General features: G+C 66.5%; 20 protein-coding genes. 11 read left to right on the top strand and 9 right to left on the bottom strand.

The genetic code is table 11. The features are described 5' to 3' along the window. Positions 1-21: 21 nt before the first annotated feature. Positions 22-1,377: a dihydrolipoyl dehydrogenase family protein gene (locus tag ACTWP6_RS23490; protein WP_014805449.1), complete on the top strand. Its 1,356-nt coding sequence runs from the start codon at positions 22-24 to the stop codon at positions 1,375-1,377. A gap of 45 nt (positions 1,378-1,422) precedes the next feature. On the opposite strand, the gene ACTWP6_RS23485 is transcribed toward ACTWP6_RS23490, so the two are convergent. From ACTWP6_RS23485 to ACTWP6_RS23470, 4 genes are read right to left on the bottom strand one after another with little or no spacing between them, the layout of a single operon-like run. After that, on the bottom strand, positions 1,423-1,845 hold the full coding sequence (locus ACTWP6_RS23485) for a hypothetical protein (RefSeq protein WP_014805450.1): 423 nt from the start codon (positions 1,843-1,845) through the stop codon (positions 1,423-1,425). Continuing rightward, on the bottom strand, positions 1,842-3,956 hold the full coding sequence (locus tag ACTWP6_RS23480; RefSeq protein ID WP_014805451.1) for a hypothetical protein: 2,115 nt from the start codon (positions 3,954-3,956) through the stop codon (positions 1,842-1,844). The genes ACTWP6_RS23485 and ACTWP6_RS23480 overlap by 4 nt, the downstream gene beginning before the upstream one ends. Beyond that, positions 3,953-5,791: a hypothetical protein gene (locus tag ACTWP6_RS23475; protein ID WP_041783812.1), complete on the bottom strand. Its 1,839-nt coding sequence runs from the start codon at positions 5,789-5,791 to the stop codon at positions 3,953-3,955. Before ACTWP6_RS23475 ends, ACTWP6_RS23480 begins: the two co-directional genes overlap by 4 nt. After that, positions 5,788-7,227, bottom strand: coding sequence for a tyrosine-type recombinase/integrase (locus ACTWP6_RS23470; protein WP_014805453.1), 1,440 nt, complete (start codon positions 7,225-7,227; stop codon positions 5,788-5,790). Before ACTWP6_RS23470 ends, ACTWP6_RS23475 begins: the two co-directional genes overlap by 4 nt. A 291-nt stretch (positions 7,228-7,518) precedes the next feature. Between ACTWP6_RS23470 and ACTWP6_RS23465 the strand changes: the two genes are divergently transcribed. The 5 genes from ACTWP6_RS23465 to ACTWP6_RS23445 all read left to right on the top strand — a co-directional run bounded on the left by ACTWP6_RS23465 (position 7,519) and on the right by ACTWP6_RS23445 (position 10,751). Next, positions 7,519-9,096, top strand: a complete 1,578-nt coding sequence (locus ACTWP6_RS23465) for a ParB/RepB/Spo0J family partition protein (protein ID WP_443188916.1) — start codon at positions 7,519-7,521, stop codon at positions 9,094-9,096. Positions 9,097-9,367: 271 nt separating this feature from the next. Next, entirely contained in the window at positions 9,368-9,616 is a 249-nt protein-coding gene (gene nrdH, locus ACTWP6_RS23460; RefSeq protein WP_112744672.1) for a glutaredoxin-like protein NrdH, read from the top strand. 47 nt (positions 9,617-9,663) lie between these two features. Next, positions 9,664-9,948 (top strand): hypothetical protein, encoded by a 285-nt coding sequence (locus tag ACTWP6_RS23455; RefSeq protein ID WP_112744671.1) that lies wholly within the window; start codon positions 9,664-9,666, stop codon positions 9,946-9,948. Positions 9,949-9,959: 11 nt separating this feature from the next. Continuing rightward, positions 9,960-10,202: a hypothetical protein gene (locus ACTWP6_RS23450; RefSeq protein ID WP_112744670.1), complete on the top strand. Its 243-nt coding sequence runs from the start codon at positions 9,960-9,962 to the stop codon at positions 10,200-10,202. 15 nt (positions 10,203-10,217) lie between these two features. Beyond that, the gene (locus ACTWP6_RS23445; RefSeq protein ID WP_443188915.1) at positions 10,218-10,751 is read left to right on the top strand and encodes a hypothetical protein; all 534 of its coding nucleotides are present in this window, start codon (positions 10,218-10,220) and stop codon (positions 10,749-10,751) included. A gap of 129 nt (positions 10,752-10,880) precedes the next feature. Here ACTWP6_RS23445 and ACTWP6_RS23440 read toward each other — a convergent pair whose 3' ends face one another. Together ACTWP6_RS23440 and ACTWP6_RS23435 are read right to left on the bottom strand one after the other, a co-directional pair. Beyond that, a complete protein-coding gene (locus ACTWP6_RS23440) occupies positions 10,881-11,384 on the bottom strand; it encodes a hypothetical protein (protein ID WP_112744669.1) in 504 nt (167 codons plus the stop codon). A 241-nt stretch (positions 11,385-11,625) separates the two neighbouring features. Continuing rightward, a complete protein-coding gene (locus tag ACTWP6_RS23435) occupies positions 11,626-12,093 on the bottom strand; it encodes a hypothetical protein (protein ID WP_443188914.1) in 468 nt (155 codons plus the stop codon). Between the two features lie 390 nt (positions 12,094-12,483). Between ACTWP6_RS23435 and ACTWP6_RS23430 the strand changes: the two genes are divergently transcribed. The 3 genes from ACTWP6_RS23430 to ACTWP6_RS23420 all read left to right on the top strand — a co-directional run bounded on the left by ACTWP6_RS23430 (position 12,484) and on the right by ACTWP6_RS23420 (position 15,366). Beyond that, on the top strand, positions 12,484-13,605 hold the full coding sequence (locus tag ACTWP6_RS23430; protein WP_030133894.1) for a tyrosine-type recombinase/integrase: 1,122 nt from the start codon (positions 12,484-12,486) through the stop codon (positions 13,603-13,605). Then, positions 13,595-13,927, top strand: a complete 333-nt coding sequence (locus tag ACTWP6_RS23425; RefSeq protein ID WP_030133893.1) for a helix-turn-helix domain-containing protein — start codon at positions 13,595-13,597, stop codon at positions 13,925-13,927. Before ACTWP6_RS23430 ends, ACTWP6_RS23425 begins: the two co-directional genes overlap by 11 nt. Positions 13,928-14,055: 128 nt before the next feature. Then, positions 14,056-15,366, top strand: coding sequence for a hypothetical protein (locus ACTWP6_RS23420; RefSeq protein ID WP_030133892.1), 1,311 nt, complete (start codon positions 14,056-14,058; stop codon positions 15,364-15,366). Positions 15,367-15,435: 69 nt separating this feature from the next. Here ACTWP6_RS23420 and ACTWP6_RS23415 read toward each other — a convergent pair whose 3' ends face one another. From ACTWP6_RS23415 to ACTWP6_RS23405, 3 genes are all read right to left on the bottom strand, one after another. Continuing rightward, the gene (locus ACTWP6_RS23415; RefSeq protein ID WP_050597092.1) at positions 15,436-16,314 is read right to left on the bottom strand and encodes a TIGR02391 family protein; all 879 of its coding nucleotides are present in this window, start codon (positions 16,312-16,314) and stop codon (positions 15,436-15,438) included. A 9-nt stretch (positions 16,315-16,323) separates the two neighbouring features. Beyond that, complete coding sequence (locus tag ACTWP6_RS23410) at positions 16,324-16,647, bottom strand: YegP family protein (RefSeq protein WP_030133890.1); 324 nt, start codon at positions 16,645-16,647, stop codon at positions 16,324-16,326. Between the two features lie 502 nt (positions 16,648-17,149). Further along, positions 17,150-17,842, bottom strand: a complete 693-nt coding sequence (locus ACTWP6_RS23405) for a TetR/AcrR family transcriptional regulator (RefSeq protein WP_013471001.1) — start codon at positions 17,840-17,842, stop codon at positions 17,150-17,152. Between the two features lie 100 nt (positions 17,843-17,942). Here ACTWP6_RS23405 and ACTWP6_RS23400 point away from each other — a divergent pair, with 100 nt between their 5' ends. Further along, positions 17,943-18,458 (top strand): PaaI family thioesterase, encoded by a 516-nt coding sequence (locus tag ACTWP6_RS23400; RefSeq protein ID WP_013471000.1) that lies wholly within the window; start codon positions 17,943-17,945, stop codon positions 18,456-18,458. Further along, positions 18,455-19,126, top strand: a complete 672-nt coding sequence (locus tag ACTWP6_RS23395; RefSeq protein WP_030133888.1) for a TetR family transcriptional regulator — start codon at positions 18,455-18,457, stop codon at positions 19,124-19,126. Before ACTWP6_RS23400 ends, ACTWP6_RS23395 begins: the two co-directional genes overlap by 4 nt. Positions 19,127-19,182 lie beyond the last annotated feature (56 nt).

Here is a 19,182-nt window from a genome sequence, read left to right as displayed (position 1 = left end):
CACCGAGAAGGGACAGCCACTGTGAGTACGGACTTCGATGTAATCGTGATCGGCGCCGGACCGGGCGGCGAGACCGCCGCCTCGCGCCTGCACGCGGGCGGACGGCGGGTCGCGTTGATCGAGCAGGAACTGATCGGCGGGGAGTGCGCCTACTGGGCGTGTATCCCGTCCAAAACCTTGCTGCGCCCACCCGAGGCCCGCGCCGAAGCCGCCCACGCGGCCGGCCTGTCCACTCCGGCGCAGAACTGGGCGGCACTGCGAGACTACCGCGACTACATGATCCGCCACCTCGACGACACAGAGCAGGTCACCGGATACGAGAAGCAGGGCGTCACGGTTATCAAGGCCACCGCAGCCCTGGTGGGCCGGGACCCGTGGCGGGTACGGGCCGGTGGCCGGGAACTCACCGCCGAGCACGTGGTGATCGCCACCGGCTCCGACGCGATCCACCCACCCATCGAGGGCCTGGACGAGGTCAGCGTATGGACCAACCGGGAAGCTACCACCCTGCGCGAGATCCCCGAGCGGATCGTGATGATCGGCGGCAGCGCCGTCGGGATCGAACTCGGCCAATTCCTCGCTCGCATGGGCGCTCGGGTCACCCTGATCCAGCGCGGCGACCGGCTGCTGGACCGGGAAGACCCCCGTGTCGGGGACATCGTCGCCACCCACCTGCGCGCCGACGGCATCGACGTCCGTCTCGGCCGGCAGGCCACCGCCGCGCGCCGCGACGGCGCCGATACGGTGATCGACCTCGACGACGGCACCACCGTGCGCACCGACGTCGTCGTGCTCGGCACCGGACGCCGCCCCCGCACCCACGGGCTCGGCCTGGAGACTGTCGGGGTCACACCGGACCCGCGCGGCGCGCTGGAGGTCGACGAGCACTGCCGCGTCACCGCCGGCCTCTGGGCGCTCGGCGACGTCACCGGGGTCGCGCTGTTCACCCACGTCGCCATGTACCAAGGACGGGTCGTGGCCGACAACATCCTCGGCACACCCCGCCAAACCACCTACAGCGGCATCCCCCGCGTCGTGTTCGCCCAACCCGAGATCGCCGCTGTCGGCCTGACCACCGACCAAGCCCGCCAGCGTGGCCTCGACATCGCCACCACCGAACTCGACCTCGCCGACTCGATCGCGCGACCCTGGACTTACGAAACCGACCCCGACGGCACCCTCGGTCTCATCGCCGACCGCACCCAGCGGACGCTCATCGGGGCCTGGGCCATCGCACCCCAAGCCGGGGAATGGATCCACACCGCCGCCCTCGCCATCCGCGCCCAGATCTCCATCGACACCCTGCTCGACGGCGTCGCCCAATTCCCGACCTACACCGAGGCGTACCTCGCCGCCCTCGAACAGCTCGCCATCTAGAAACCGCCCGGCCGCTCTCGGTGTCACAGCGTCGGTGGACGGGGGTCACCTCCGGGTGTGAAGCGAGATCACGTCGGGATCGTGGTGCGCCAGATGTCGGATCTGGTCCTCCAACTCCGAGTTGCGCAGGGCGAGGACCTGGATCTGGTTGGCGTAGACCCTGATCGTCTCCTCCAGTTCCCGCACGGTGGCGGCGTGGTCGCTGGCGGTCTGTTTGCGTTCCCGCTTGAGGGCGGTGATCTCCTCGCGCAGCGCGACGAGTTCAGGTTGCTGGGCTTCTCGATTCGCTTGTGCCGCAACAACGGCGTCCTTGAACTCCGGAGGCGAGCGGTAGAACGAGTCGCGGCCCACACCGGCTTCCCGGCACAGGTTGGAGACCGTCAGCTCGCCGTCGGTCACAGTCGGCTGACCGGCGAGCAGCCGGGTCAGCGCCTGCTCCAGGCGGACTTGGGTAGCGACGCGGGTCACGCCTGCGCCTCCTCGCTGTCGAGATCACCGATGAGCTGGTCGAGCTCGGTGATGTAGCCGGTGAGCGCGACCTGCTGGAGTTTCGGGACCGGACCGGCTTTCTCGCAGGACGCCTGGAGATCCAGGGCCTGATTGCGGGCGGCGGCCAGCCGGGGCCGGTGCACTGTGGACCGTCGGGCGTTCGGACAGCGCAGGCACATGTTGTGCTGCGGAACGGGCTGCCCGACGACCTTGGCTCGCTTGACACAGACCGCGGTCGCCGCGTTGAAGAAGCAGTCGTTGAGCACGCCGGGATGCAGCGTCTTGGTGAGATGCCGAAGCATCGTCCGCAGCCGCAGCTCGTCGGACACGACGCCGGGGAGATCACCCAGCTCGCGCCGAATGCGCTGGAACTCGGCGTTGATCCGCTCGGCCGCCCCACCGCCGGACTGGGCGCCGGTGTTCCAATCCCGGTAAAGATCCTCCACGTAGTCGAGCATGGCGACCGCCTCCTCGGCGGCGACCTCGGCGGCGAACCCAGAGGCTGAGGTCCCGGCATAGCCCTCGAACATGGTCACCTTGGCGTGGTGGTACTGCCGGGCACCGGCGACCACACCGAAGGGCTGGTGTGCGATATGCCAGGCCAGACTCCGCCGGAACTGCCGGGTGGTGAACACCCACTGCTGTTCCCCGTCGGCGGGGACGAACGGTTCGGCCACCCCGTCGGACGATTGGGTACCGAACAGCTCGTTGACGTGGTCCCGGAAACCACCGAGGCGCTCGGTGAGCTTGTTCGCCAGCCGTGGCTTGCTGGCGGGCCAGAGCCGGTAACCGAACAGATGCGTGGGGTCGTCGTTGATCTGCAGCAGGACGTCGATCGCCTCGTGAACGGCGTCGAGCACGACCCACTCGGCCTCGTCACCGGTGAGCTTGCGGCCCTTGAAGACCCGGCCGCGCAGCTTGTAGCGGGTCCGGCCGTCAACGGCGGTGGTGGTGGTGACAGCGCAGTCCCGCGCCAGCTCCAGGACTTCCATGTCCCGAAGTCCTGACAAGTAAGCCACCAGCACCCAGCAGGCGGTGCGCAGGTGGTGCAGTTCGTCATGCAGGCTGCGGTGATTCAGCCGCCCTCGCCAGGGTCGCCCGGTGTCCGGCCACGTCGAGATCGGCGTGTCCAGACCACCCTCTTCGTAGCCGATCTCGGCGCCGATCTGCTCCATCAGCCGTGTCGGATGCCCCTGGAAGCTGTTGGTTCCGCTCATCAGGGCGACGAGAGCGGCGTTCGGGGCTTGCACGACGCCGTCGACAACCGGCGCGGTCGGGCGCTGGGCCAGGCAGTACAGCGGCAGTGCGGGAACACCTCGCCCCTCCTGACGGCGGCGGTCCAGGAACGCCTCGATCTTGGTGACAGCCTCGCCATGCCGGCACCGGCCGCCTGCTCGGGCCTGCTCCAGGTCGGCGATTTCCCGCTGGGCGGCCAGGAGGTCCCGGCTGGCGGTCTGGACGTAGAACAGGGCGGCGCGCAGCAGTGGAGCCATGATCGGCTCGGGGATGCGCGGGGTGCTGTTCTCCTCGTCCGGTCGCCGCCCGGCGACCTGGGTGGCCGGGCGGCCCTTCCAGGGCACGACGGTGAGGCGGTCCGCGGTCAGGTACGGGCTGTGCGCCTCCAGGTGCTGGATGACGCCGATCCGGACAGCCAGCGTGTTTGGCACACAGGTCTCACGCCAGACGCGTGCGGTCGCGTCCAGGTGGGATTGGCGGGCCTGCGCCAAGCGCGTCACGCCCTGCTTGCCGAGCTCGGTAAACAGTTGACGCACGATGATGAAGTCCTTGTAGGTGTTGGTGATTTTCATCGGTCGGGCGGTCCGCGATCCGTAGGACAGCGGGACCACGCGGTGGATGCGGGAGTAGATGAACTCCTTGGCCGTGAGCATCGCGATCTCGTCGGGCAGCTCGGTGAAGTCCAGCCGGAGGTAGCCGTTGCTGCGGGGCGCGAACGGTCGGAAATCCCAGATGTCGTCGCTGAACCGGGGGCCGCGGCCAGTTGTCTCGGTGGTCAAGGACTCGGGCAGCACCCAGGGATCGGCCGATGGCTCCGGCGCGGCGGACGGGCGCGGTGCGGGGGCGCGGGTCACGCGACGGCCTCCCAGAACTCGGGCGGCAGCAGCAACCGTGCCCCACCGCTTTCGGCGATCGTCTGGGCGGTGGTGATCTGCTCGTCTCGGAACTTGGCCCGGATGCCGCGCACGATCCGGTCCCACGCCAGGCCGTAGCGCACGTTCCACTCGCTGACGGGGTACTCCTCCCGCTGGCGCTCGATGAAGTCCAGGAAGGTCAGAACCTGCGGCAGGTGCCGGGTGGTGAACACCGCGTTCGGGCACTCCAGGCAGCCCCACAACGACACCGGGCACGGCTTGCCCTTCGCCCCGAAAGGCGAGTCGTAGAAGTCGCGGCAGGAGGCCAGGAACACGTCGCTCTCGCGCGACAGCAGCGCCTGCACCTGCTCGGGTGGCAGGTCCCCTTCTCCGGCATCGAGGCGGGTGCCGTCCTCGTCGAGTACCACCGGCGGCGGCAGCGCGACGTCCAGCGCTTCGCGCAGGCCGTTCTCCACGGCTTGGTCGTGCAGCTCGTCGTGGGCGGGGATGTTTGCGTAGTGGTTTGCGGCGACGTCGGCGGTGTGGCCCTGGGTGAAGTCGGCGAGCACGCCGGTGGCTTTGAGGTATTGCTGGGACTTGTAGGTCTTGCGCAGCCGCCGCAGATCCAGCCGCACCGGCGTTCCGTCAGCGTCGGTCATCTGGTCGATGCCGTGTCGTTTCTGCCAGTTGTCCACGTGACCCCAAGGACCCTGCCCGCCGAGCGGGAAGGAGTCCCGCAGGCCCTTGTCTCCGTAGTCGACCCACAAATCGGTGCTGCCACTAAACTCGCGGGCTCGCGCGGTGAGCCGCAGCGCCAGTCGGATCAGACCGCCGGGATGGTGCAGGGCACCGCCATCGCTGACCCGCATGGACTTAGAGATCCGGCGACCGTGCGCGCGCCGCTTGACATAGTTGACACTCACGAACCCGCGGGCCGGGTTGGTCAAGCAGTCGGCCTGCAACCGCTTGGCGCACTCCGGCTCAAGCCCGGTCATGCAGATCAGCAGGATCAGGAACACGACGTTGTCCTCCCGAGTGAGGATGAGCGCCGCGTTGAGCGGGCGCCCGTTGCCCAGCCTCTTGCCGACCAGGGGCCGCAGGAACTGCATCGTGACAGGCCCGTGACGGGCGATGTGCCACAGCACGTTCTCGATCACATCCCAACCGCCGACGTTCGGGTCCTGGCCCGTCGCGGCTCGGGCTTCGCCATCCTGTATTCGGCGCGCGATCGCGCGGACATCCGCCAGCGCGGCGTTCCTGATCGCCTCGAACACGTTCTGCGGGTAGGCATCCAAGGGTCTCGTCTGACGGGCACGGGTTTCCCGTCCGAGGAACCTCAGCCGGATAGCCAGGTCGGGATCGAACGTCGTGGGGCTGGCGTCGAACGCCACGCGGAGCAGCCGGACCACCACACCGATGCTGATGCGCGGCTGGTCACTGTCCGGTCCGTACTCGGCGATCAGCGCCTGCTCGAACGCGTCGATGTGCTCGGCCTCCAGGTCACTGAACTCGACCTCGGTGGCGTTCTGCGGTTCGGCTCCAGTGATGAACCGCACGAACTTCCGCACCGAGAACAGGTTCACCTTGAACGCCTGGTAACTCGATTCGGGTCCGTCGGCGGCCACCGTGCGCAGCGTCGCGGCAAGCTGGCGGGTCAACCGCGGGCATGGCCACGCGGACATGTCGAACGTGCGGTCGGCGCCATCCAGGTGCAGCCGGAGCACCAGCGGACCGATGTCCGGGACAGGAGCGGGTTGCGCGGGCATCTGCTCCTCGGTCGGGAAAGCCGCCCAGCGGCCACGGCGACCGGAGCCGGCACCCTCGGTGCGGTTCACGCGGCAGCACCATCCTCAAGCCGGACCCTGCTCAGCGCTTCGGCTTGTTCATCCCATTCGCGCAGCGCGGACAGCACGATCTCCTGCGCCTCGTCCAGGACGTCGAGGTAGACGAAGACCGTCTCGCGCTGGCGATGGCCGAGCAGTAGCTGCAACTTGCGCAGCGGGTCGCCGACCAGCAGCCGTTTCACCTGCTGGCTCATCAGGGTCTCGCCGGGCTCCATGCGCAACGCGCGGACGGTCTGGCGCAGCAGCAGCCCGAGCATGTGCACGGCGAATGTGTGACGCAGGGCGTGCGGATGGACCACCAGGTCCAGGCCGAACCGGGCGCACCGTTCGTTGGCTCGCCGAAACACCGCCTGCCACGTCGACCGCGACAGCGGCAAGCCGTCCTCACCGAGCCACAGCCACAACGGACCACCCGGACCGTCGTCGCCGACCCGGCACAGTCGCTGCCGTTCCTCGATCGTCACCCGCGAGTACGGCCGCGAGCGGCCATCCTCGACGAGCGTCAGCGCAGTCTTGCCGGCGGAGCGAACTCCCATCCAGGCGTCCGTACACCCGTAAGCCCCGGCCGCCCGGCGGCGCTCGACCAGTTCGTCGCGTTCGATGTCGACGTAGTGGTGCAGGTCGCGCAGCACGCGGCGCGACACGAAAACCGTCCTCGGCCGGCTGCGCTTGGTGATCGTCGCGGGCAGGTTCAGGTCTCCGGTCAGCCGCCGCTGCGCCAGCGGCGGTACCTCGGTGACCAGGAGGCTCGACGCCTCTCTCAGCCGCATCCCGGTGCAGACCAACAGGTCGGCGAACACCGCGTTGCGCTCGCCGTGCCGACCGCGCCAACTCGGGTCCGGCGAGCCGTCGGGTAGTTGGCCACGCAACCCGACGTCCCGCCACACCAGGTAGTCCTCGTAGGCCAGGAACCGCACCGGCCCGGCGCTGTCCTCGACCTCGCGCTCGGCATTGAACAGCACCCGTACCAGCCCGCGGGGCGTCAACACCGTCTTCTCCACCATGCGGAACGGCTGGGCCTCGATCAGCTCCTCGTGTATCGCCCACTTGACCCACTTGTCTAGCGCCGCGATGAACCTGTTCCAGGTCGACGCGGACACCGTGAAGCCCTTGGTCCGCCGCCGCGCCCGCTTGTAGGCGCGCAGATCGTCCTGGCCGGCGTCCCAGATGGACCGTCCACCACGGTGCTCGTGGAGGAAGCGGCCGAACAACATCAGATCACGCGCGTACGCCTCTCTCGTGTGTTCCGAGCGCACACCCCACCCGTCCAACTCGCGCACGAACCGGTTCAACTCCAGGTCGTACGAGCCGTCGGGGCCGAGTAGGAACGGCAGCCCGTCGCCTACACCGGCACGACGCAGCACCTGGGCTTCGTCACCGCCGAGCCCAGGTGCGCCGAGCGCTCTCACCGGTGACGTCTTGTACATGAGCAAGGTTGAGATCCTCCGGGATCTGAACACGCCAAACACAGCGAAGCTGGCGTTGGCTAGGGACCTCTGCGACAGCAGAGAAGTGTCACCATAACGGTCGAGTCGACGCCCATGCCGTAACTCATCACCACGGTTGTGCCGCAGTCGGTTTCGGCGATGCCAGGTAGCTGGTTGTCGTTCAGGGCCATCGGATTTCAGTGCTCCTCGTTGAACCAACGTGTTGCCTATAGGCTACATCATGGTGTAGCCTATAGGCAACAGGTTCGAACAACTGAGAAAGGACACCTGATGACAACCACCACCACCACTCCCGAGCTGCTTCACCTGGACCCGACCACCATCGAAATCGGCGAGAACGTTCGCCTAGATCCCCGCCTGGATCGCGACTTCCTGGCATCCATCGAGGCCCACGGAGTTCTCGCGCCGGTGACGGCGGTGCGCCTGGCAGACGGCAGCGTGGCCCTGCGAGATGGACAGCGCCGCACCCAAGCTGCGCGCCAGCTGGGCGTGCCCACCATCCCGGTCTACGTCCACCCCGCCGAAGGCGACGAGGCCGCGCAGCGCACCCACCGCGTCATCGAGCAGATCGTGCTCAACGACCACCGCGCCAAACTGACCGAGGCCGAACGGGCGCGGGGCATCAACCAGCTTCTTCTGGAAGGGGTCTCCCCCACCAAGGTCGCTAAGGAACTGTCGACCACCAAAGACGCTGTGGCCGCTGCCAAGGTCGCTATCGAGTCCCAGACGGCCATGAGCGCCCTGGACACCGGGCAGCTCAACTTGATGGAGGCCACCAGTTTCGTGGAGTTCGACGGAGACGACGCTGCCCAAGCCGAGCTGATCAAGGTCGCCGGCACCGACCAGTTCGACCACCGGGTTGCTCAGTTGCGCGCCGAGCGGGAGGACCGGCGGCGCTACGAGGAGACGGCAGCGGTGTTCGCCGCGAAGGGCTACACCGTTCTCGACCGCCGCCCCGGCTGGGGCGATAAGGCCTACATCCCGACCAACTACCTGCGCGACGCCCAGGGCGAGCACCTCACCCGCGAGACGATCGCGGCGATGGATCCGCAGCACTGGGCCGTCGTGCTCGACAGCGAGGAAGTGTTCCTCGACGTCGAAACTGGCGAACCGGTCGATGAGCGCGACATCGACTTCGCCACCGCCGACGATCCGAGCCTGGAGCCGGACGAGGGCTACCGGCACATCCGGACTGTCACCGAGACCACCGCGTGGAGCCCCGAGTACTACTGCTGCAACCCGCGCGGCGCCGGGGTCACCATGCCCGACTGGGCGGCACGCCAGTACGGCTTTGACGCCGACCGCCTGGCCGATGCCAGCGACCCCGAGGGCGCGGTCGAGCGAGAGCGAGCCCGCCAGGAGGAGGCCGAAAAAGAGCGCGCCGAGCGACGCAAATTGATCGCACTCAACAAACTCGGCGAGGCAGCGGCGATCGTGCGCCGCGAGTGGGTGCGCGACAAGCTGCTCTCCCGTAAGACCGCCCCGAAAGGCGCAGCCCTCTACCTCGCCGAAGCGCTCGTCACCCGACCGGATCTGTTCAACGATTACCACGGACAGAAGCTCGCCCCCGAGCTGCTCGGCCTGGCCGACAACGAGACCCCGAAGATGGCGGTCGCCAAACTCCCCGCCACCGGCGACGGCCGCGCACAGGTCATCCTGCTCGGCATGGTCCTCGCCACCACCGAGGCCCGGACCGCCAAGGACGCCTGGCGCGGTCCCCAGGACATCACCAAGACCTACCTGCAATTCTTGGAGGACAACGGCTACACCCTCAGTGACATCGAGCAGGTGATCCTCGGCAAGCGCAAAGCCGACGCGGTGTACCGACAGGCTTGCAAGGAGGACTAAGCCGCCCGTGAGGGCCCCGGGGAGCACTCAGCTCCCCGGGGCCTTTTGCTATTCGAAGAAAAGAGAACCAGCGCCAACTAAAGGCAATTGCGTAATCGGTTCCTAGTGTGAATATGTGCCTCCTAGTGCCATTAATTACGCACTTAAAGCGGCATGAAATGCGCCCAAATAGGGCCAACTAATATGCGTCTATCCGTTGCCGAAATGGCTACCAGCAATTAGAATAAAAGGGATAAGAACACCGCGAATTCACACCATTAAGGAGCGCGACATGAGCACCACCGCCACGGTCACCGTCTACACCAAGCCCGCATGTGTTCAGTGCAACGCGACCTACAAAGCACTCGACAAGCAAGGCGTCGACTACGCCGTCGTGGACATCACCACCGACCCCGAGGCCCGCGACTACGTGATGGCCCTCGGCTACCTCCAGGCCCCCGTCGTCGTGGCCGGCGAGGACCACTGGTCAGGCTTCCGGCCCGACCGCATCAAGGCACTGGCCGCCGCCGCCGCCGCGTAGCCCCACCCCGGTCCACACACCACCACCCGTCGCTCAAGGAGCCACCCATGTACACACTCACCATCGACGACCACGGCCACGACGTGAGCACGCTTCACGACACCCCAGAAGCCGCGCAGGCGGCCCTGCACACCTACCTGGTGCTGGCCGACTACTACCACCGGCCGACTCAGCTCACCGCCTCTCACACAGCGTTCGAGCTGATCTCCCTCGACGAGTCCCGGCCGCGCGTCGTCGGTGTGGCCACCATCGAGCCCTACTCCGAACTCGACGCCCGTCGCGATCTGCACGCCGCGTTCGCCGCCAGCCCCGTCCACGCACTCGCCTCGTAGAGGACCTTGAGATGACCACCGTGTTCGTCGCCACCGTCCGAACCCTCATCGAGTACACGGCCGTCGCAGAGACCGCTGAGCAAGCCGCCAGGCTGGCATGTGAGAAGGGCATGGAGTCGTTGCAGAGCGTGCACGGCGACCTGGGATACGACGATCCGATGTTGGTCGGGAAGTACTTCGGAGTCGACGTCCGCCCGTTCGAGGTCGGCGGCCCCGCCCAAGAGACGCGCCGATCCACGCTGCTATCGGCCTAACCCCGAACTCGCGCCATGCCCTACTACCTGACCCGTGTCGACGAGCTGCCCTACCCCCACACAATGGGAGAGCGGCCCCACCAGGACGGCACACGCTCCAACTGTCCTCTCGCGCTTGAAGCTGTGCTCCGAACGCACGGTCAGCACCCCGGGCAGCACGGCTACCGCGAACTCTTCACCGACCCCGCGATCTCCGAACGCCGACAGGCCTGCGACGTCCACACCGGAAACTGGACCGTGGTGGTGCCCGCCGTCATCGCCTTCCTCGCACCGTTCCCGGCCAGCGCCGACACCGCCGCCATATCCCACGCCGCGCGCAACCACGAGCCGTTCGCCAACCTCGCGACAGCGGACCGCCGGCTGGCGCTGGCACTGCTGTGCTACAGCGACTCGCTGCGCATCTACACCAACGGACACGGCCAGCGCGAAACGATTGGCCAGCACCGCATCTGCTGGGCCCGCACAGCCGGCGTCTGCGCGCTGCCCGTGTGGTTCGACGCCACCACGGTGCGTCCGCCGCGCGACGCGACGATCCTGCAGCGGGGCTAAGCGGCCCGCGCGGTCGCCTTTTCAGCCCGCCCACGTCGGCGCTGCGACACGGCCCGCCACGTCCCCGTAACGCCCCTCAGCGCGTCCCTGCCCGATGCTGCCCGCGCCACCTCAGCGAGGACGCGGAACTCACCACAGCGTGGGCTGGTCGCCAAGCAGCGCCGCCTGCACCGCGGCGGCATCCCAGCCATGGCGCACCGCCTCGCGTAGCGCCACCGAACGCTCACGCCGCACACCGCGACTGTCGCAGCGTCGCACCGCATAGCGGCCACCACCGCGACGCATCCGCGCCATCCGCTCCATGTTGTCGCCCTGCGAACCCGACACCACGTGCTGCTGCGGGTCGCTGTCGGCCGCAATCTTCACGCACACCGGGTTGTCGCATTCATGCAAACTGAGCACGCCCGCGGCGACGCTGCCCCCGGCAATCGCCAACGCATAGCGATGCGGCCGGACGCAGAACCCCACGCCGTCACGTGTGAGGTAAAACCGGCCGTAGCCATCAGCGCCGATAGCCCCGGTCCAAATGTTGCAGTCCGAAGGTGTTGGCCCACAGACCACATGACTGTGAAAGCGCGCGACCTCGGCGGCATGCAACTGCCGATCCACAACGAGCTGTCCCGCGCTCCTCATGACCGCAGACCCTAGGGCCGGACACCGACACACGGCGGTGCCGCAAAGGAGCACGAAGGCACCCGCCCCGCCTGCCCGCCGCCGGCCAGGATCTGACCGCCGCAGAACGCGAGTCCGCGGCGCATGTCGGACCACTCGACGCGGCCCCGCCGCACCGCGCACCGTGACACGCTGCGCGGCCAGGCGCTCGCGGCACCCGTGCTCCTGGCCCGCGGCGCAGCGCAGCAGGAAATATGAGTCATCACGCCGAGGCTGCCTGTGGGTTGTCGGCCTCACCGTCACTGCGGCCCGGTGGTGGATCGGTCATGGCGCCGTCCCCGCCTAGTGCATGCGAACCATTGCTGGCAGTGGTCTTCTCGGGTTTCGGAGCGTGCCGCAGCATGGTGCGCACGACGCCGATCCCCACGTCGGTGTTCTCGGCAATGGTCGTCAGCGTCTCACCGCGGTCCTGCATGCGCGCGACCGCCGCGCCGGCCTTGGCTCGATGGTCTGCCACCTTCTTGGCTGCCTCGGCGTCGACCTGCGCGCGCAGCTGGGCCAGGCGCTCCTTCTTCCACTGTTCGACTTCGGCGATCTTGCCGACCTCGTACATGAAGGTGGTCGCGTCTTTGATGTTCGCCTTGTCTCGCGCAGCGCGCGCTTCGTTGGCGCGCCGGTTCGCTTCCACGGCCCGTCGCCGGGCCTCCAACTTGGACGTTCCTGCTGTCATGACCGGGACACTAAAACCGGCACGGCCGGACAAGCCACCACCACAGCCACATTCGTCATCCACCAATTTTTCGCCGCCGCCCCTTCCGCAGCACCGCCCTCCGCTCACCCACCGTGCAGCCCGTTCCCTCACCGCGGCTGCTGCGCCCCCTCAGCTCACCGCCTCACACCCCCTTCCACGGCCCACCGACAGACCACACACCTCTTGCACTCAGGAAGAGAAGATCGCCAATCAACTTAAAGTTGACGCACGCGGGTGGCGCTTGGGGCGAGAGCCGCCAAGCCGCCATTGAACCATTTCCCGTTTGTGCTGATGAGCGATTTCGGCCCAGATCGTGGTAACTTGCCGTTGACATTGACAACTGTGAGTTGACCGTCTGGAGGCCTTCAGTTGAGCGTTCCAGGTTCGGCGCACCTCGTTCTCGCCGCGGGCGTGGTCCATCTTGATGAACCGTCCGCGGTCTTTGAAGCGATGCTGTCGGGGTGGCGACGCCAGCAGAAGTCCCGGCTGCTTGCCGAGGCCACGATCGAATCGCGATTGGCGTTCGTGCGACGGTTCGCTGCGTTCGCCGAGACGCATCCGTGGGATTGGACGGCCGGCGATGTCGAGGACTTCACGGCGGCTCTGATGTCGGGAAACAACCGCAAGGCGCCCTCGACAATTCGCGGCTACCACATGACGCTGCGGTTGTTTTGTGACTACCTACTCGATGGCCGTTATGGCTGGATCTCGCAGTGCGAGCAGCGGTTCGAAAGGATCCCGTCGCAGGTCTGCCATGACTTCAACACCGCGGCGCATCTGGTCGAATACGAGGGCAAGCCCGCCCGCCGGCCGTTCACCTACGACGAGGTGGAAACGTTGTTCGCGTTCCTTGCCGATCGAGTGGACATCATTGCGCGTTCGGGTCGCAAAGGCGCGTTGGCGGCGTTGCGCGACGCGCAGATGATCAAGACGGCCTACGCCTTCGGGTTACGCCGTCGAGAGCTGTGCTACCTCGACGTGGCCGACCTGCGTCCCAACCCGCGGATGCCGGCGTGGGGAACGTTCGGCGCCGTCCACGTCCGGTATGCCAAGTCCAGCCGCGGCAGCGCCCCTCGGCGTCGCACGGTGCTGGCCGTTCCCGAGTTCGACTGGGTGATCGACGGACTGCGCCAATGGGTCGATCAAGCCCGGCCGCTTCTGAGTCCCGGCAGCCGTCAAGAGTTGTGGCTGACTGAGCGTCGGCAGCGGGTGGCGACCAAGCAAATGGACAAGCGATTCGCCTACTTGCGGGCGCAGGCCGGTCTGCCTCAAGACCTCACCCTGCACTGCCTGCGGCACTCCTATGTGACCCACCTGATCGAGTTCGGTTACCCGGAACGGTTCGTTACCGAGCAGGTCGGACATTCTTACGCCTCGACCACCGCGATTTACACCTCGGTGTCCAACGACTTCAAGACCAAAACGTTGCAGGCGGCGCTGCGCCGCGTCTACGGATCCGCGACGACTGAAGGGAGCCAGGATGAGCACTAGAACCGTCCTCCGGTGGAACCTGCGCCGCCTGATGGCCGAGAACGGCATGTTCGCCACCACCGACCTCGTCGCACCGCTGCACGAACGTGGCGTGGAGATCTCCCGACAGATGGTTCACCGGATCGCTACCAAGCCTCCACAGCGCATCAATCTCGACCTGCTGGCGGCGCTGTGCGACATCCTGGCGTGCACCCCCAACGATCTGTTCGAGCTCGCCCAAGAACAGATCCGCGAGGCACCCGCAGTCAACGACAGCGGGTCCGGGATCGGCGACCTGCGGCCGATCCGCGCCAGGATCCGCCGCCCCGGCGACAACGAGTGAATCGACGAGCCTGCTGGGAGTGCGCAAGCACCAACTACCTGACCCGGCTGACGCATGGGTGTCGCATTTGTGTCGGCTGCCGTCGCAGGCGGCACTACCACCCCGAAACCTGTCCGGGCTGCCATGTCGTGCGGCCGCTGGCATGGCGACGCGGCGAGACGGTGGTGTGCGCGTCATGTGCCGGTGTCGAGTCGATCTTCGGGTGCCGCGAATGCGGGCGCGAAGACCATCCCTACGGGCACAATCGGTGCGCGCGATGCTTCCTGCGTGAACGCCTCAGCGACTTGCTCGCCGACCCGACGACCGGCCAGATTCACCGCCAATTGCGGCCGGTCTTCGACGAGCTGGTGAACTCCGAACGCCCACAAACAGGGCTGTGGTGGCTGCGCAAGAAACCTGGCATCGGCCCCCAACTTCTCGGGCAGATGGCTTGCGGCGCGGTCGACATCAGCCACGACACCTTCCGCACCCTGCCCTCGGATCGTGCCCACGACTACCTTCGCAGTCTTCTCGTCGCGGTCGGTGTCCTGGAACCGTTCGACATCCGCATCGAACGGATGCTGCCCTGGATCGAAGACATCGTCGCCGAACTGCCCGCCGAGGACGCCGCCTTGATTCGCCGATTCGCGCACTGGCAGGTGCTGCGAGGAATGCGCAAGGCCGCCCGTGAAGACCGGTTGACCAAGTCGATGGCCGATGCGTGTCGACGGCGCATCCGCGTCGCGATCGAGTTCGTGGGCTTCCTCGCCCGCCATGACGCCAGTGCGGCGACCGCGACCCAGGATCTGTTGGAGCGCTACCAAGAACACGTCGGCAGGATGCTGAACCATGAGTACGCCTTCATCGTCTGGCTACGCCAATCCCGCACCAACACCAAACTCCGAGTCCCCGACGTCCCGCAGTCACCGCCCTCAGTAACCGTCTCCGATACGCAGCGGTGGGCGGCCGTAGAGCGTCTGCTGCACGACACGACCGTGCGCCGTTATACACGAATTGCGGGCCTGCTCACATTGCTGTTCGCACAGCCGCTTTCACGCATCGTCGCCATGCGCACCAGTCAGGTCGCGATCACCGACGACCGGGCCGTGCACGTCACCTTCAGCAAGATTCCAGTCCAGATGCCGCCGCTCCTCGACGACCTCATCCGTGAGCACCTCGAGCACCGCGGCAAAAGCCTCTACGCCTCACGCGGAACCGGCTGGCTGTTCCGCGGCGGCAACCCTGCAGCGCACCTCGCCACCGAGAACATCCGCTCCCAGCTCGTCGCCATCGGGATCAAGCCCTACGAGAACCGCAAAGCGACCCTCTTCCACCTCTCCGGCGACATGCCCGCACCAGTCCTGGCCGAACTGCTCGGGCTCACCGACAAAAACGCCGCCGACTGGGCCAGACTTGCTGCCCGCGACTGGACCGCCTACATCGCCGAAAGAGCCCGCTGACCGTATCGCTGTGCCTCAGATGGATTTCGCGGCGGCGGTTCCAGCGCTTGAGTTCTCGCGAGTGATTGTTCACTGCGTGGCGTCGACGCTGTCGAGCCTGCACTTCTCCACCCAAGTCGCCAGAAGGCTTAAAGCGGCGAGCCTCTCGGCGGCCTCCTGCGCCGATAGCTGCGTCCGGTCGTGGGTGGTTGGGTTTCGGATCGCAGCATGGACGCCCGTCGAGAAACTCAACAAGCCGCGGTTCATCGATATGACGGTCTGGTCTTGATTACCTCCGAGCCAGCGCAATCGCGGAGCACCAGCCTTGGGTGGACTCTGCGAGAAGGCCTGCGTGAAAACGTCCTTGTCGTCGAGGTCAGTCCTTCCGGTGAGCTGGCGGACGTGGTCGATGACAGCGCCCACGGCGGATGACACCGCTTCGCGGTACAACTCGATGCGCCATTGGCCTCGAGCCGCGCCCCAGACCAAAGGGTGCATATCCTCGATGCTGATGTCGCCGGTGACATCGACACGGTCGACCATCGATTCAAGGATGCCGATGGTGTGTTCGGACGCGGCGAGGATGTCGTCCGGCTGTACGAGCGAGTGCGGCTGGGTGACAGTTATCCACATCTCGAACGGGTTAACCGGACCGCCGAATCCCGGGCGGGATATCCGCACACCGGTGATGTCGGGAAGATGCGCAATACGGCCAGCTGTCCGTGAGCAGCGGCCCTTCGCCGCCACCCATTCGTCGTCTGACACATCAGATCTCGGTGTCACGGCGGGCAGACTGGCGTAGCCGGCAAGTACCTCGTCAGGCAGGTCGGGACCAGCCATCGCCCGAAGCCCAGCGGTGAACTGACACAGCTCGAGCAGGGCGCTGAACGCCCGCTCAAAGTCGCGCACCTGTTCCGCTGCTCGCCGCAGGAACCGTGGATTCAACTTCAGATCGTCATTGTCACCCATGTACGCAGCTCAGGGCCCAGTCGCATACGGCGCGTTCGCCCGCACGTTCTCGGCGGCGCGCTCCGCGTTGTAAGAGCTGGCGAACGACTCACCTGAGGCGGCAACTTTGTCACTCGACCGCCATGCGCGCCACCGCCAGCTTCCGCCGACGTCCTGGAATGTCTCATACCGTGCTGCGGACCCGCCGGACTTGAAGGCATTTGCCGCTCTGGTGGCGTTGGCTTGCGATTCGAAGCCTTCGCCTGCCCAGGCGACCATCTCATGGTTGTCGCCGTACAAGGCCCACGTGGGATAGCGGTTGGCGTCACCAGTGACCGTGACCTTGAAGTACATCGGATCCTCCTGCCTGTTGACCACAGGTACGCAGTCAGCTCGCAACAGTCTTATCAAGAGACACCGACAGCCAGCGCTTGCGACGCAGCGAACAAACTCGCCCTCGAACAGACCTCTGATTTGGGCATTCACCCCACTCGGAATTCGACCCCTCTGCCAATAAGCACGATCACTTAACGACGGACGATATCCGGATAAAGATCCGCGGCGCAGACACCCCGCGTCCCAAGGATTGCGAGACCGCGGATGCGAGGGGTTGCCCGCGAGACACCTCACGGACGTAGGGGGAAGAGTTCTCAACGCGGGAAACGGCGGTCCGAACACTGAGGTGGTGCACTCACTTTGCCGGCACGAATCGTCACGCGGATGCCCATGGAATCTGCGCGCACGGCCTCGCCGATGATGGCGACGAACGGTCCTTCGATGCCATCGCCGACGCGATTTGCGAGAAGGCGAAAAGGGCCCGAAGACCAGCCGGCTGGACGCTGTGATTTCGTTGTGCCTAGCGAGCTAAGCGCGCGGGGCGGCCCGTCTTCTTGGTGGCGATCTTCGACTCTTTGGCGTCGCTATCGGTCTTGCGGTGGGCGGCGAGGAAGTCATCGACGATGTTCGCGCAGTCATTGTGAGTGATGGTGCGAAGCCCGGTCATTCGGGCGAAGGCGAGTGGTCCGACGAGTTGGCAGAGCGCCAGTTCCCGGTCGAAGTCGTCGAGTTCGGCTTGTGCTCTCGGGCTGGTGAGTATGGCGTCAAATGGTTGACGGTACTGGTCAACGACTCGGGCCCGTAGCGCCCCGGATGTGTGGCGCTCATCCGCTTCGTTAGTGGAGCCGGTGGGCCCCAATGAGAGCCACGCGAGTGTCGTGACATGCAGCGGTGCGTCGTTGAAGAGTGCGGCTTGGCGGCTGAGCAATTCGATCAGCTGCTCACGGAGGGGTCCGCTGGTCGGTGCCGGAGTGGTCACTTGCGGAAGTAGGCGTTCGAACGTGGCTGCGAGCAGATGCGACGAACTGTGGAAGTGGCGGTACAGCGTGGTTCGGGCCACTTTGGATGCTTTGGTGACGGCATCGATAGTGACCGCTTCCACCCCACCGGTGCTCAGTAGCGTTGCCGCAGCATCCAGCAGCCGGGTGCGTGACCGGATGCGCCGCGGGTCCACGTCATCGTCAGGGACTGGCGCTGACTGACTGTTGCTCACTCATTCACCTCGGGCGGTCGATTTTCACGCGATGTTGTCCTGGCAGTCTAGCAGTGTGGTACTAACGGTAGCGCAGCGAAACCGATCGTATTGGGGGGTGATGGTGCCCAAAAGCGTGTTGCCGCCGGAGCGGCTGCCCTCGCACACCACGACCTGCATGGGTTGCGGCCCGGACAACCCTCACGGACTGCGGCTAGTGGTGCATCGCAGCGGCGACGCGGTGTACACCGATGTGAGGTTCGACGAGCGGCATATCGGGGCCCCGGGCCTGGCTCACGGCGGGGCAGTGGCCGCCGCATGTGATGACGTCCTGGGCTTCACGTTGTGGATCGCCGGCACCCCGGCGGTGACCCGCACCCTGACGGTCGAATATTTGCGGCCGGTGCCGCTGCATCAGACCCACCGGATTACTGCCCACATCGTCTCTCGTGAAGGGCGGGCGCTGCATGTCACGGCGACAGGCACGGGTGAGGGTGGGATCGCCCGCTTCACCGCCAGTGCAGTGTTCATTGTCGTCAGCCCTGAGCACTTCGCCGCACACGGCGATGTCAGCGCTTTCGGCGATCTTCTGGAGCAGTTCTCGCGCCGCGGCGGTCTGGACCCGGGGCCGTCATGACTTTCCCTCAGGCGCGCAGCCGCGGGAAAACCCTGCCTTCGGAAGCGAACTCGGTCGCTGCAGAGAAGCGGGCCGCTAACGCGTCGCGTTCACGCGCCTCCGCACGGCGCCGGGAAACGATTCTGGATGCAGCTTTGGCCGTGGCCGCGGCCGGTGGTTACGAGGCGGTTCAGATGCGGACGGTTGCCGAGCGGGTCGGCATCGCCGTCGGCACGCTTTACCGCTATTTCCCGGCGAAAACCCACTTGCTGGTAGCAGCGCTGACGCGCGAGTTCCGTCGACTCGACTCGGCCGGCGACTGGGCGGGTGGTGAGGGCACACCGCTGGAACGGCTCGAACGGCTCACCGCACATCTGCATGACCGCTGGCAGCGCGACCCATGGCTGACGACGGCCATGACACGGGCCTTCGCCGTCGCAGACACCCGCGCCGCCGCGGAACTCGACCGCGCGGCCGATGAGATCCAGATCCTGCTAGCCCGCACGCTCAGGGGCGGCGAACCCACCCCCGCCGATCTGCACGTCGCTGGGGTCATCTCCGACATCTGGTTGGCCAACCTCGTGGCCTTCAGCGGCGACCGCGCGACAGCCGCCGACACCCGCGACCGCATTGACCGAGCCACCAGGCGCGTCGTGACCAACGCTGCTCGGCCCACCGCCAACCGATAACGATACTACTGGTATCGCAGCGCTACTTAGCGTACTCTTTGGGGATACGGCTCAAC

Origin of the sequence: Mycobacterium sp. 4D054 (assembly GCF_052245755.1) — a bacterium.
In the GTDB taxonomy this organism is placed as follows: Bacteria; Actinomycetota; Actinomycetes; order Mycobacteriales; family Mycobacteriaceae; genus Mycobacterium.
Note: the sequence above shows the minus strand (reverse complement) of the source record. Positions and strands in the feature narration are given on the sequence as shown.